General features: G+C 57.1%; 9 protein-coding genes. 7 read left to right on the forward strand and 2 right to left on the reverse strand.

Annotated elements, in window-relative coordinates; translation table 11 throughout:
• Window positions 1-32: 32 nt before the first annotated feature.
• The 3 genes from G1C95_RS08865 to G1C95_RS08880 all read left to right on the forward strand — a co-directional run bounded on the left by G1C95_RS08865 (window position 33) and on the right by G1C95_RS08880 (window position 6,600).
• Complete coding sequence (locus G1C95_RS08865; protein ID WP_169172601.1) at window positions 33-2,204, forward strand: beta-galactosidase; 2,172 nt, start codon at window positions 33-35, stop codon at window positions 2,202-2,204.
• 387 nt (window positions 2,205-2,591) lie between these two features.
• On the forward strand, window positions 2,592-4,709 hold the full coding sequence (locus G1C95_RS12585) for an ABC transporter ATP-binding protein (protein ID WP_335341424.1): 2,118 nt from the start codon (window positions 2,592-2,594) through the stop codon (window positions 4,707-4,709).
• Between the two features lies 1 nt (window position 4,710).
• Window positions 4,711-6,600 carry an ABC transporter ATP-binding protein gene (locus G1C95_RS08880; protein ID WP_169172602.1) on the forward strand — a complete coding sequence of 630 codons (1,890 nt, stop codon included), beginning with the start codon at window positions 4,711-4,713 and terminating at the stop codon, window positions 6,598-6,600.
• Between the two features lie 215 nt (window positions 6,601-6,815).
• Here the strand turns inward: G1C95_RS08880 and G1C95_RS08885 are convergent, their stop codons facing one another.
• Window positions 6,816-7,787 carry an AraC family transcriptional regulator gene (locus tag G1C95_RS08885; RefSeq protein ID WP_169172603.1) on the reverse strand — a complete coding sequence of 324 codons (972 nt, stop codon included), beginning with the start codon at window positions 7,785-7,787 and terminating at the stop codon, window positions 6,816-6,818.
• Window positions 7,788-7,798: 11 nt separating this feature from the next.
• Window positions 7,799-8,839, reverse strand: a complete 1,041-nt coding sequence (locus tag G1C95_RS08890) for a LacI family DNA-binding transcriptional regulator (protein ID WP_169172604.1) — start codon at window positions 8,837-8,839, stop codon at window positions 7,799-7,801.
• 268 nt (window positions 8,840-9,107) lie between these two features.
• On the opposite strand from G1C95_RS08890, the gene G1C95_RS08895 reads away from it, so the two are divergent.
• The 4 genes from G1C95_RS08895 (at window position 9,108) to G1C95_RS08910 (ending at window position 14,134) form a co-directional block, all read left to right on the forward strand.
• Window positions 9,108-10,712: a type 2 periplasmic-binding domain-containing protein gene (locus tag G1C95_RS08895; protein WP_169172605.1), complete on the forward strand. Its 1,605-nt coding sequence runs from the start codon at window positions 9,108-9,110 to the stop codon at window positions 10,710-10,712.
• A gap of 131 nt (window positions 10,713-10,843) precedes the next feature.
• Window positions 10,844-11,830 carry an ABC transporter permease gene (locus G1C95_RS08900; RefSeq protein ID WP_169172606.1) on the forward strand — a complete coding sequence of 329 codons (987 nt, stop codon included), beginning with the start codon at window positions 10,844-10,846 and terminating at the stop codon, window positions 11,828-11,830.
• 23 nt (window positions 11,831-11,853) lie between these two features.
• Entirely contained in the window at window positions 11,854-12,813 is a 960-nt protein-coding gene (locus G1C95_RS08905; RefSeq protein WP_169172607.1) for a carbohydrate ABC transporter permease, read from the forward strand.
• 223 nt (window positions 12,814-13,036) lie between these two features.
• Window positions 13,037-14,134: a glycoside hydrolase family 43 protein gene (locus tag G1C95_RS08910; protein WP_169172608.1), complete on the forward strand. Its 1,098-nt coding sequence runs from the start codon at window positions 13,037-13,039 to the stop codon at window positions 14,132-14,134.
• The last annotated feature ends 145 nt before the right edge of the window (window positions 14,135-14,279 follow it).

A 14,279-nucleotide genomic window follows, 5' to 3' on the forward strand; every position in this document is an offset into this window, starting at 1 on the left:
TCGTTGAACTTTATAGGAAAGGTGACGCAACGATGGGCAACCCGTCCTGCAACGAAGCAAGCAACAACATCAATACCGTCAACAGTACCGTAGACGTGTGGGGCCGCCTGCACTCCGCCGGCACTATGCTCTACGGCGGCGACTACAACCCCGAGCAATGGCCCGAGAACATCTGGGCCGAAGATATGAAGCTCTTCCATGAGGCCGGCATCAACGAGGTGACCCTCAACGTCTTCTCATGGGCCACGTTGCAACCCAGCGAAGATGAATACGACTTCTCCCAGCTCGATCGCATCGTCGAAACGGTGACCAAGGCCGGCATGAACATCGTCATGGCCACCTCCACCGGCGCATTGCCCGCATGGATGAGCCTGCGCCACCCGGACGTCAACCGCGTGGACTTTGAAGGCCGTCGCAACCGCCATCGCGAACGCCACAACGCCTGCATCAATTCGCCGACCTATCGTAAGTATTCGGTGGCGCTCGCCGGTAAACTTGCCGAACGCTACGCACATCTCGACAATCTCGTGGCCTGGCACGTCAGCAACGAATACGGTGGCTTCTGCTGGTGCGATATCTGTGCCGAAGCCTTCCGCGCGTGGCTGAAGAACCGTTACGGCAGCATCGAGGCTCTGAATCAAGCATGGAACACTGCGTTCTGGAGCCACACTTATCACAGCTTTGACGAAATCTTTCCGCCAAATGCGCTTGGCGACCACACCAGCTGGGGTGACAAGGCCATCCTGCCTGCATTCTCTCTGGACTACAAGCGTTTCTACGGCGAATGTGTGGTTGATTCGTACAACGAAGAAAAAGCCGCGATCCGCCAGTTCGACGCAGTTAACCCGGTGACCACGAATATGATGGGCACCTTCGAAAACTACGACTACTTCACCTGGCGCGCCGGCGACAGCGACAATGGCAACGGCGGCGTGGATGTGGTGTCGTGGGATTCCTACCCCTCCATGGACACCACGCCGGAGGAGATCCAGATGCGCCACGATTTGATGCGCGCCGTGGGTCGCCAGGAGCCGTGGATGCTCATGGAACAGACGCCCTCCCGCCAGAACTGGATGGCCTACTGCTATCAGAAGCGCCCCGGCCAGATGCGTCAGATGAGCTGGCAGGCCATCGCACACGGTGCCGATACGATCCAGTTCTTCCAGCTGCGGCAGAACCGTTCCGGCTGTGAGAAGTTCCATGGTGCCGTAATTGGCTCCGACGGCACGAACAAGCCGCGCCAGTTCCGTGAGTCCGCCGAACTGGGGCAGGAACTCAAGCGCGTGTCGGCCCGCTTCCTTGGTTCGAAGGTCGAACATGGTCGCGTGGCCGTGGTTTTCGACTGGAATTCCCGCTGGGGACTGGCCTATTCCGTCGGCCCCACCGTGGCCCTCGACTATGTGCAGCGCGTGCAGGCTTGGTATACCGAGCTGCGCCGCCGCAATGTGCCGGTCGATATCGTCAATCCGCATGATGATCTGCGCGGCTATGACGCCGTGTTCGCGCCCTGCCTGTACATGACCGACGAAGCTGTGGATGCGAACCTGCGTGGTTATGTCGAAGCTGGCGGCCGCTTGGTGATCGGTGTGATGGGACTGCTGGTCGATATGAACGATTCCATCCATCAGGGCGAAATCCCGGTGCCGCTACGCGATCTGGCCGGCGTATGGGCCGAGGAAACCGATTCACTGGAGCCAGCTCACCCGGTGCCGGTGCGCTTCGGCGGTGCTGAGGCTGGTGCTGACGGCGGTGCTGATATGGTAAACGCCACCACGCTATTCGACGTGGTGCATGCCGACGCCGGCACCGAAACGCTTGCCACCTATGAGGCCGAATACTATGCTGGCACCCCGGCCGTGACCTTCCGCCCGTCTGTGGCCAATCCGCAGACCGGGCTGATGGGCGGCGTGACCTATGTGGCTACCTTCTTCGGCGCCGACGGCATCAACAAGGTGCTTGACCATACGCTCGACGGCGTCGAACTGCCGGCCGATGTGACCGCCGACTACGGTTCCGGCGTGGAAATCACGCGTCGTATCGCCGCTGACGGCACAGTGTTCGTGTTCCTGATTAACCCGTCCGGCGAAGCTCGCGAAGCCCAGGCCAATGTGGCCGCCACCGATGTGCTCACCGGCACTGCCTACCAGCCTGGCGATGCCATCCAGCTCGGTGCCTACGGAGTGGCCGTGCTTGAACAGCACTAATCGATTGAAAATCCGCAATAAGTGCCGCGAGGAGCGTGCTGAAACGCTCCTCGCGGCACTTATTGTATAAGTTGCCGTCAAAAGTACCGCAAGCAAGCCTGAAACGGCCTTGAGATGGCACTTATTGTGGAAATCTTACGAAAAGTGCCGTTTGGGGCACGGCTGCACATTCCTCGCGGCACTTTTCGTAAGAAAGTCATAGGAAGTGCCGTGCAGCGCGTGTCGCGCCTGGTTTTCACTAGAATAACTATACCGTTACACAAGGCCAGGCCGACGAGGAGAGAACGAGCGGTTCTGGAGTGTACCCGTTAGCGGAGCGCGGAAGGCACCGCCGTCAATCAATAGGTAAGAATCAAGCAAACACAAGGAAGCGGGGAGGCTTCAGTCGTGTACGTTGATCCGAAAAGAAGCGCGGAGAAAAGCATTGGCAACATTCGCTGGGTGGTGCCATACTGCACGCCCAGCTGGGCGAAAGCGGTCGTTGCGCTGCTATTATTCATTATCGATAAAATTTTGGTGATGCTGCTGCCGATTATGGCCGGCATGATCGTGGATCAGGTGATCGAAGCCGGCATGACCGAGCGTTTGGCACCGCTGGCATGGGGTATGGTGGGCGTCACCCTGGTGCGCACCGCCGCCCGATACGGCTATCAGGTGCTCATGGAGCGATTTGGTCTGGACGCGCTTGTGCGCATCGTGTGCGACGAATACGAGAAGCTGCATACGCTCGACTTCACCTACTTCAACCACGTGCGCAACGGCGACATCATGAACCGCATGACCGCCGACGCCGACGGCATCCGCAACTTCGTGGGCTGGACCGACTACCAGATGCTCGACTGCATCTGCCTGTTCTTCGGCTCACTGGTTGTGATGTTCGGCATCGACTGGAGGCTGACGCTCGCCCTGGCCGTGGTCTCGCCGTTTATCTTTGTCGTGGCGCGCGCCATGTCGAAACGCGCACGCCCGCTGTTCTTCGGCATCCGCCAGTCGCTTGCCGGCCTGAACGCCATGGTTGAAGAGAACATCGAAGGCAACCGCGTGGTCAAGGCCTTCGCCCGCGAGCCCTACGAAACCCAGAAGTTCGACGAGCACAACCAGGACTTCATGCAGGCGAATATGAAGCAGGCGCGCAACACCCGCCGTTTCATGCCGTGGCTTGACGGTCTGAGCTATTCGCTGCAGCTCATCACCCTGGTGTTCGGTGGTCTGCTTGTTATCGACGGGCAGATGACGTTGGGTACGCTGGTGAGCTTCAACTCCTTCCTGTGGATGCTCGACGGCCCCACCCGCCAGTTCGGCTGGCTGCTCAACGAATACCAGCGTTTCAACGCCTCCTGCGTCAAGGTGCGCCGCCTGCTGGCCGCCACCTCGCGCCTTGACTTGGATGCCAAGGACGCTCTGCGCGTGGATAAGGAAACCGTGGCACAGCAACAGAACAGTGCTGCGAGCGGTGAAGCTGTTCAGCAGACCAACGCCACAGTCGCTGCACCTGTCGAGACTGTCAAGCCCGTCAGCACCGCAGCCTCCAAACTCACCAAGCTGGCCAATCTTGCCAAGCCGTCCACCGCTGCGACCGCAGCTGCAGCTGTGCCGGGGCCAGATGAAGGCGACAGCATGGCCGACGCCGGTGCCATCGACCTGAGCACCGCCGAACGCATCAAACCCGCCAAGCCCGTCAAACGTGAGCTTGCCAACCGCCATATGGCCGGCGAAGTGGTGTTCGATCATGTGGGCTTCACCTTCCCCGACGATCCGGATACCCCGATTCTCGACGACGTGAGCTTCAAGGCGCCCGCCGGCAGCAGCGTCGGCATTCTCGGCGAAACAGGCTCCGGCAAGTCCACGATGGTCTCGCTGATCGCCCGCTTCTACGACCCCACGCACGGCAAAGTGCTGATCGACGGCGTGGACGCGCGCGAATGGCCGCTGGATACCTTGCGCAAGCAAGTGTGCGTGGTGATGCAGGACACCTTCCTGTTCTCCGACACCATCCGCGAGAACATCGCATTCGGTGCCAGCCAGAACGACGACTGCTACATTCGCCAGATGGCCCGCATCGCCGGTGCGGACGAGTTCATCACCGCCATGCCCGACGGCTACGACACCGTGGTGGGTGAGCGCGGCGTGGGCCTTTCGGGCGGCCAGAAGCAGCGCCTGTCCCTGGCTCGCGCATTGGCCGATAACCCCTCGATCCTGATTATGGACGACACCACCAGCGCCGTGGATATGGAAACGGAGGCGGCCATTCAACGGCATCTGAAGGAGCTGGACGGCACGCGCACGATTTTCACCATCGCGCACCGCATCTCCTCGGTGAAGGACGCCGATCAGATTCTCGTCATCGACCATGGCCGCATCGTCGAGCGCGGCACACACGACGAGCTGGTTGCCGCACACGGCCGCTACTGGGAGATCTACCGCAAGCAGCTCGGCGCGCAAACCGCCGATACCGGATACGACAACCGTTCCGATCGTGACGAACAGACCGGAAAGGAGGACTGAGATGGCCAACAATCGCAACGCAGCGCGCAATGCTCGCAATGCCCAGCGCAACGCGCAGAACGAAGCGCGCAATAATGCCGCACGCAGCGCGCAACGCAACACCTTCAAGGAAGACGAAGAGCTCGAAGAGCAGATCAGCCTGAGGGACATCGCCCGCATCGCCCAATATCTGAAGCCTTATGGCGGTCAGCTGGTGGTAATTCTCGCGGCGGTGATGTCGATGGGCGCCATCGCTGTGGCCACTCCGTACCTGACCAAAATCATCATCGACCAGATCATTCCCAACCGTGATAAGCCGGGCCTATTCATGCTGGGCGCGGCGTTCCTGGTGATGATTCTCGTCTACGAAGCGCTGCTGGCCTACCGCACGGTGGCCATCACCAAAGTGGGCCAGTCAATGCTGATGGATATGCGCCGTGACCTGTTCACGCATATTCAGAAACTGCCGTTCAGCTATTTCGACTCGCGTCCGCATGGCAAAATTCTGATCCGCGTGGTCAACTATGTCAACACCTTGTCCGATACGCTGTCAGGCGGCTTGGTCAACGTGATCTCCGACATCTTCAAACTGCTGCTCACTCTGGTGATCATGTTCGCCGTGGACTGGCGTCTGACCCTGTGGAGCCTGGTTCTGGTGCCGGTGCTGGTGGTGTGGGTTCGGTTCATCCAAACCTATCAGCGTCGCGCCTTCCAGATCCTGAGCAACAAGCAGAGCAACCTGAACGCCTACATCCACGAGTCGATCGCCGGCGTCAAAACCACGCAGGGCTTCGCGCGCGAACGCGAACAATACAATACCTTCGTGGATCAGGAGAACGTGGTGCGCCACCAGTGGATGAAGTCGCGCTACTGGATGTTCCTGATGTGGCCGGGTGTGCAGAACATTTCCGCGATGACCATCTCGCTGATTTACTTCATCGGCATCACCGGTTTCGCGGGCGTGGATGTGACCACGGGCACCCTGATTGCCTTCATCGGCTACCTCAACAACTTCTGGACGCCGGTGATCAACGTGGGCAACTTCTACAACCAGCTGGTCACCTGCTCGGCATATCTGGAACGCATCTTCGAGACTTTGGATGTCGAGCCCGAAATTGAAGACAAGCCCGGTGCCAGCAGACTGCCGGCTATCCGCGGGCGCGTGGATTTCAACGATGTGGTGTTCCGCTACGAAGAGGGCGGACGCACGATTCTGAATCTGGTTGACTTCCATGTCGAACCAGGCCAGACTGTCGCCTTGGTCGGCCCCACCGGTGCCGGCAAGTCCACGGTGGTTTCGCTGCTGTCGCGCTTCTACGATGTCACCGAAGGCTCGGTGAAGGTCGATGGCTACGATGTGCGCGACGTCACGCTGGAATCGCTGCGCAGCCAGATGGGTGTGATGCTGCAGGATACCTTCCTGTTCACCGGCACCGTACGCGAGAACATCCGCTACGGTCGTCTCGATGCTTCGGATGAGGATATCGAGCGCGCGGCCCGCGCGGTGCATGCGCATGAGTTCATCGAGGAGCTGCCCGACGGCTACGACACGATGGTTGAAGAGCGTGGCTCCACGCTGTCCGCCGGTCAGCGTCAGCTGATTGCGTTCGCGCGCGTGCTGTTGGCTGATCCGCGCATTCTGATTCTGGACGAGGCGACCTCGAATATCGACACCCGCACCGAAGAGGCGCTGCAGGCTGGTATCGCGCATCTGCTTAAGGGTCGCACCAGTTTCGTAATCGCCCACCGTCTGTCGACTATCGTGAACGCCGACGAGATTATGGTGGTCGATCGCGGCCAGATCATCGAACACGGCACACATGACGAATTGATGGCCCAGCGTGGCTTCTACTGGAGGCTGTACGAGTCCCAGTTCGCCATGTTCAAGGCCGAACAACACGAGGAGGCGTGAGACACTCAGGGAACATTCAGGAAAAACGGCAGACACGCTCAGACAAGTGAGGTTATATAGGTCATGTCAGCAAACACTGGCCGGTAACCCAAACAGTTGCCGCTAACTGAATCCCTTCTTCTTTCTCTTCTCCTTTCTTGCGAAAACCCCGGTGCTCATCACACCGGGGTTTTCGTTTGCTCACTTACGTTGTTGCGCTACTGCGGGCGCCAACCTCAGCCTTCCTGGATGTTATCGGGGTTGGTGAAGCGGGATCGAAACTCGCGTGGGCTCATGCCCATAATGCGTTTGAAGGTTTTTGAGAACGCGAACGGCGTGGAATAGCCGGTGGTGGCGGCAATCTGGGCGATCGGCATGCTGGTGCTTCTGAGCTTTTCGGCTGCTTCGAACATCTGCGCTTTCATGATGAACACCTTCGGTGTGATGCGCAGGTAGGTGCGGAACAGTGTGGTCAGATATGAACGTGAAATAAACAACGCCTCCGCCACGTCATTGACCTGCAGCGACTCATGCAGGTGATTCTGGATATAGCTGATGGCACGTTCGATATAGTCGTTGTCTTTGGAATCGATGTTTTCCTCGAACGGCTGGCCGGTTTCCAGCAACAAGGCAATGAATTCATACAGCAGCCCCTGCAAGGTGAGCGCGTTGGTATAGGTGCGCTCGCCGTGTTCAAGCATCAACTGTATTAATGCGGCGAAGTCGGCGGGCTCGGCCACGTTCACCACCGGGTGAATCATGCTGAAGCCGCAGCGACGCATCAGCGACTCGCAGTCTTCGCCGGTGAAACTGAGAGTCCAAATGGTCCAGATATCCTCCCAATCAGTGTGGTAATAGGTGTAGGCGTCGGCTGGCAGCATGAAGCATTGCCCTGCGGATACTGCGTGGCGTACGCCGTCAAGAAAATATTCCCCTTTGCCGGCGGTTACGACGATAATCGTATAGTTCTCACGTGTATTCGGGCCCCAGCTCGATCGTGGGTGGCGTTCCATGTTGGCACCCAGAAACGCAATACGCGGAGGATTCACCGCATGCACCAGGCTGAGTTTTACCGGCGGCGCAGCATCCTTGGGAGCGTCGCTGGGCAGCTGTGCGGCCTCGTTCATAGCCTCGCGTACGTCGGCGGGAGGCCTATCGGTGCGCGTCCAACGTTCGATTGGCGGCAGGGGCGTGCTGGTGGTGGCCATAGACGACAGCCCTATCGGGTTGATTCACGGGCGACCAGTGAGAATCCGACCGTGGTGCGGGTGGGTGGCAACGGATCGGCATCGTGCTCGATTTGCTGCACCAGATTCATCACGGCAAGTTTGGCCAGTTGATCCATATCCACTGCGATGGTGCTCAGCGAAGGTACCGCGAATTCGCCGCCGTTCACGCCGTCGAACCCGATTACGCGAATATCCTCAGGCACGCGCAGACCGCGATCGGTCAGCCCCCGTATCACGCCGATTGCCGAGGAGTCATTGAGGCAGAACAGACCATCGAAATCCATATGCTCATCGGCGATGCGATGACCGGCTTCGCGCCCGCGATCTTCGGTCATGCCCTCCAGCGTGAGCACACGTGATTCGTCATAGGGCAGTCCAAGTTCCTGCAATGCCGATTTGGCACCGCGCAAACGCAACTTGCGAGGGGTCGGGTCGGCCAGGAAATCACGATTGCTGATGAACGGGGGGCCCACAATGCCGATGCGGGTGCACCCACGTTGGGCAAGGTGCTTGATCGCCGCGCGTGCACCCTCCTCGTTGGGGAAGGCGATGGATGAAGCCAGCAGTGTCTCGTCAACAGAATCGATAAGCAGTGCCGGTTTGCCCTTACGAATTTCGTTCACCAGCTTGGAGTTGAGTCCTGAGGCGTGAATAATCACGCCATCGGCCAATGCCCCGGCCAGTACTGTCGATCCCAAGGCCGACTGCGCGCTGGCATATGAGTATTTTGTCTGCTGCAGGAACGGCATCATGCCTTGGTCTACCACCGCTGTGGAAAGCGAATCGATGAGCTTGGCATAGAAAGGAACGTTGTATTCGTTGACGATGATTTGGATGATGCCGCTGCGACCGGATTTCAGTATGGAAGCCGAAGGGTTGACGGAGTAGCCCAGTTCGTCGGCCTTTTTCAGCACGATGTCACGGGTGGCGTTGCTGACGCCTGGTTTGTCCCGCAAGGCTTTGGATACGGTCATCATGGATACGCCTGCCGCACTGGCAACGTCCTTCAGTGTCACGGCACTGCGCCTCATCACGTGCTCCTTCGCTTCTATCGCTGATGACTAGTTACAGATTGCTAGTTAAAAGTTATCGCTAAATATATAGGTTAACCTTCGCAGGGACAAATTGGCGTTTGTCTGTGTTGTCGAGTCAACAAATAGATATGTTTATTAAACAAAAGCCTATATTGTTGGATAGAAAGTATGGTTACAGAAGGTTTATGATGTTTAGCGTTAACCTTCATAAGCAAGGTCAGCAGAAGAAATGCATACAAAGAAGTGCATGTCGAAAGGAAAGAACATGACACGCAGCGGTGTTAAGAAGAAGGTCGTGGCTGCAGTCGCTATGGTTGGCGCGATGTCCATGGTGCTCGCTGGTTGTGGTGGTGACGGCAAGGGCGAAACCGATGCCAATGGCAAACCAGTGGTTTCCGTGCTGGTGCAGACCTCTCAGCAGCAGGACACATCCATTATGACGGACTTGACCAAGTTCCTTGAAGCGCAGTGCGACTGCTCTATCAAGTGGACTCAGGTCGACGATACTCAGTGGGCTCAGCAGAAGTCCGCCACCCTGTCTTCTGGACAGCCGGACGATCTGTCCATCCGTGCTTATCATCCGTCTGATGCTCAGAAGTACCCGTACTTCGAAGACCTTTCCCAGGATCTGGACAAGCTGCCGAACGTCAAGGCATTCTTGGAGCAGCAGCCGGATGCCAAGGGCATGGTTACTACCCCCGACGGCAAGATGTACACCCTGCCTCGTTACTTCGGCAAGGAATACAAGGCTTCCGGCCAGCATCTGTTCATCAACAAGACTTGGCTTGACAAGCTTGGTCTTGCGGTGCCGACCACATGGGATGAGCTGTTCAATGTGATGGAGGCCTTCAAGACCCAGGATCCGAACGGCAATGGCCAGGCCGATGAAATTCCATACGCCATGCGTAATATTGGCACTAGCGAAATCGGTTGGTGGAGCCCCTTCCTGTTCCTCAACTCCACTGGCATCGCTACTCAGTTCAACAACAGCCCCTCCCGCTTCGGTCAGTATGTCGAAAATGGCAAGATGAAGAACTTCCTGGTTTCTGACCAGTATCGTCAGGTGCTGGAGTTCCTGCACACCATGATTGAGAAGGGATACTCTCCGAAGGACTCCCTGACTCAGGAATCCTCTAAGTACTATTCTTCGCTGCTGGGCACTGATAACGGTAAGACTGCTACCGTGGGTCTGGCCATCACCAACACCACTGATGCCTTCGGCGTGGGCACGGATGTTGCCGCGCAGTATGAGGCCATTCCGTGGCCTGCTTCCGAGAAGGGTGTCACCGCAGTGGCGGACTTCTCTCAGGATGCCGGTGCATTCGAGGATTATGGCGTTGCCATGTCGTCTTCCGTCAAGAACAAGGATGCCGCGCTGAAGATCATCGATGCGATGTATTCCGAGGAAGGCTCTATCCTTGCCCGTTACGGCAATGATGAGTACGTCACCAAGAGCGGCGATCACACCTACGATATTGCCGAGAAGTACTTCAACCAGGATGCCAACGCCAAGCTGCCGTACCTCGCTGACCGTTTCGCCGGCTGGATTTCCGATGACTGGACCATCAATGGTGAGACCGGTGCCGAAAAGCTGAAGAAGACTGATGAGGTCTATGCCGACCAGCTCAAGGCCGTGGGCGACAACTATCTGCCGATTACCATCGTGCCGAGCGATGAGGACTCCACCACCATCTCCAACAACGTGGCAAATATCCTTTCTGCGGCACTGACTCAGAATGCCAAGTGGATGCAGGACGGTGGTCTTGACGACGCCAGCTGGGATGCCTACGTCAAGAACATCACACCGCTGGGTATCGATCAGAACAATGAGCTGTACCAGAAGTGGTATGACGAGGCGCTGAAGAAGTAACCTTCAACAGTTGCCCTGAATAAGGCGATGGGCCGAAGAATCTTCAGAATCGCAATCGCGAAGCGATTCTTCGGCCCGTCCCATGCCGCTTCAAGCGGTAATGCAACGGGATCAATCAAAGGAAAGATGAGATGGCAAGAAGCCAAGCTGTGGAGGTGAACTCCACGCAAAGCAATGATTCGGCCGAAGTGGTCGACAACGTCGCTGCGCGCAGGCGCATGCCCTGGTATCTCAAGTTCGCGGATCATATCCGTAAGTACTGGCAGTTGTGGACCTTCGTGCTCCCAGCGATTATTTTTGTGGTTATTTTCGCCTACGTGCCAATGTACGGCTTGCAACTGGCATTCCGTGACTTTGACCCTCGTGCGGGACTAACCGGTGGAAAGTTTGTTGGACTGAAGTATTTCGAGCAGTTCTTCGCTTCTCCTCTGGCCATGCAAGTGATTCGCAACACGGTGAATATCGCTCTGCAGACCGCAATCTTCGGCTTCTTGGCCCCAATTCTGCTGGCTTTGCTCATCAACCAGCTGCATAACACCAAAATCAAGAGTTTCGTACAGACCATTACCTACATGCCTCACTTCATCTCCGTGGTGGTTGTGGTCTCCATGATTAACATCTTCCTGTCTCCGGGTTCCGGCATTCTAGGTCGTTTCTTTGGCGAGCAAAGCCTGCTGGGTAAGCCGGAATGGTTCTCTACGATTTACTGGATCTCCGAAGTTTGGCAGCACTGCGGATGGGACTGCATCATCTACCTTGCTGCTCTCTCTGCGGTGGACACTGCCCTGTATGAGGCCGCCAAGATCGATGGCGCCGGCCGACTCCAGCTCATTCGCTACGTGGATCTGCCCACCATCCTGCCGACCTGCACCATCATGCTGATTCTTAAGATGGGCTCCATCCTGTCGGTCGGCTTTGAAAAGACCTTCCTGATGCAGAATGCTCTGAATGCCACAAGCTCTGAGGTGCTTTCCACCTACGTGTACAAGATGGGTATTTTGAACGGTCAGATATCGCTGTCTACCGCTGTCGGCCTGTTCAACACTCTAGTCAATTTCGGCTTCCTGGTGCTGACCAACTTCATCACCAAGAAGATCAACGACACGAGCATCTTCTAAGGATCGAAGGAAAAGGATCAACTATGGCATCCGCAACTGTTTCGCCACAGGGCATCGCTCCGAAGATGTCCAGCGAGGAAATTCCGTTCAACCCCAAGGTGCGTCAGCATCGTACCTTCTCCGACTGGGTAGTCGACATCATGATCGTGGTGCTTACGGTGGCTATCTTGTTTGTGGTCATTTATCCAATTTGGTTTATCATCATGGCTTCGTTCTCCGACCCCTCTGCCGTGGCCAAGGGCCAGGTGAGTGTCTGGCCGGTGGGATTCAACCTCAAGGGTTATTCCATGGTGTTTACCAACGAGGGTGTGTGGACTGGTTACCTGAACACCATTATCTATTCGTTGGGCGGCACCGCGCTCAACGTGGTGGTCACCATCCCGGCTGCCTTCGCTTTGTCCCGTCGTGAGTTCAAGCCCCGCCGTGTGCTGCTGTTCCTGTTCACCTTCACGATGTTCTTCGCCGGCGGCATCATCCCGAACTACATTCTGTTCCGTCAGCTGCACATGCTCGACACTGTATGGGTATTCATTCTGCCGACTGCTGTGAATGTGTTCAACTTGATTATTGCCCGTTCCTTCTTCGAGACTTCAATTCCTGAGGAACTGCATGAGGCCTCTGAACTTGATGGTCTGAACTACTACGGCTACTTCTTCCGCATTGTCATCCCGCTGAGCTCCGCCATCATCGCCGTGATCACGCTGTACTACTTCGTGCAGCATTGGAACGACTATTTCACTGGTTTGGTGTATATGCGCAACTGGGATATTCAGCCGTTGCAGATGTGGTTGCAGCGCATCCTGCTGGGCACTCAGGCGGCCACGAACTCCTCTGGTTCCATGGACTTGGGACAGATGCAGTTGTTTGCCGATCAGATTAAGTACGGCATCATCCTGATCTCCACACTCCCGCTGTTGATTATCTACCCCTTCATCCAGAAGTACTTCAACAAGGGCGTGATGATCGGCGCTGTCAAGGGCTGATTGTTCCGGTAATCAACCACTAGTAAGGCTTACCTCTCCTCCTTCCATCTCAAGCCCGCGCAGGTTTTCTCTCCTTTCTTCCTGCGCGGGCTTTTCCTTTGCCTCATGGCGTTGAGTTGCCTGCAAAATCTTGGCTTCCCGACTCTTCATTTGCCTGTTCTATCCATCTGTCCCATCGATTCGCCATTCTTTGGCACCTATTGCTGCTGCGAAAGTGACCATCATGTCTGTTTCTGCTGTTTCCCCAATTGCTGATATTGCTGCCACCGATCTGTACGGCTACCTGTTGGTGCATTTTATTGAAGATCCCGAGCATTATGCCGAGCGTATTTACCTAGATTTGTCTGACGGCGACAATCCGGAGGTGTGGAATCCGCTCAACGGCGGCGAGCCTATTCTGACCTCCCCGCTGGGCACTCGCGGTGTGCGTGACCCCTACTTGGTGCGCAACCCGGAAACTGGGCGCGTATATATCCTGGCCACTGACCTGCAGGTGTTCGCTTCCGGCCATGGTTCCGAATCTGGTGCCGGCTGGTACGAGTGGAGCCACCACGGTTCCACGAACCTGATTATCTGGTATTCCGATGATCTGGTGCATTGGAGCGAGCCGCAGGAACTGGACGTGTCTCGTCGTGCCGATGGTTCGCATGCTGAGCTTGGCATGGCGTGGGCGCCGGAGGCGTTGTGGGTGCCGGATTATTATCCGGAAGGCCACGAGGGCGGCCGCGGCGCATTCGTGCTGTATTGGTCGAGCAAACTGTTTGCTGATAACGACCCCGAGCATACCGACGATACGGTTTACGACCGTGTGCTGTGGGGCGCAACCGCCGACTTCACCAATAGCACTTACGAATATGGTGGTGTGTTCATTGATGCCGGCTATCCCACCATTGACACCACCATGCTGCAGCATGATTTGCCGAACGGACGCAAGCGTACGTATCGCGCCACCAAATACCAGAACGAACGCGGCATTGTGCTGGAATCCACCGACGCACAGCGCTGGTGGACGCCGGGCGTGGCATGGCGCACCGTTCAGGAGGCCATCGGTGCCGCGTGGACCGAAAACGGCGATCCGCGCGGCGTGGAAGGTCCGGCGCTGTTCTCGTCACATAGCGAGCCTGGTCGCGATTACCTGTATGTGGATGTGATTCCTTCCATCGGCTACCGACCGATGGTCACCGATGCGATCGACGATGGCTTCGACTATCTGCGTTCGAACGACTTCTACATGGCCCCGCACACCAAGCACGGCGGTGTGCTGAGCCTGACCCGCGCCGAATACGAGCGCTTGCAGGCCACAGACGGTCAAATCGCCTGATTGCTTGCGGGCGATTAGGGGCGGTCGCGGCACTTCCTGTCGGACAACAACAAAAAGTGCCGCGACACGCCCGGATTATGCGAGCATTGCGGCACTTCTTGTTGTTTTCCGACAAAAAGTGCCATTTCGGCCGCGCAATCCGGGC

Source organism: Bifidobacterium oedipodis (assembly GCF_012932425.1).
Taxonomy (GTDB): Bacteria; Actinomycetota; Actinomycetes; order Actinomycetales; family Bifidobacteriaceae; genus Bifidobacterium; species Bifidobacterium oedipodis.

Bases quoted from the DNA above. Each gene is read 5' to 3' on its own strand.
- G1C95_RS08865 (WP_169172601.1), top strand. From the start codon at position 33: ATGGGCAACCCGTCCTGCAACGAAGCAAGCAACAACATCAATACCGTC.
- G1C95_RS08880 (WP_169172602.1), top strand. From the start codon at position 4,711: ATGGCCAACAATCGCAACGCAGCGCGCAATGCTCGCAATGCCCAGCGC.
- G1C95_RS08885 (WP_169172603.1), bottom strand. From the start codon at position 7,787: ATGGCCACCACCAGCACGCCCCTGCCGCCAATCGAACGTTGGACGCGC.
- G1C95_RS08890 (WP_169172604.1), bottom strand. From the start codon at position 8,839: ATGAGGCGCAGTGCCGTGACACTGAAGGACGTTGCCAGTGCGGCAGGC.
- G1C95_RS08895 (WP_169172605.1), top strand. From the start codon at position 9,108: ATGACACGCAGCGGTGTTAAGAAGAAGGTCGTGGCTGCAGTCGCTATG.
- G1C95_RS08900 (WP_169172606.1), top strand. From the start codon at position 10,844: ATGGCAAGAAGCCAAGCTGTGGAGGTGAACTCCACGCAAAGCAATGAT.
- G1C95_RS08905 (WP_169172607.1), top strand. From the start codon at position 11,854: ATGGCATCCGCAACTGTTTCGCCACAGGGCATCGCTCCGAAGATGTCC.
- G1C95_RS08910 (WP_169172608.1), top strand. From the start codon at position 13,037: ATGTCTGTTTCTGCTGTTTCCCCAATTGCTGATATTGCTGCCACCGAT.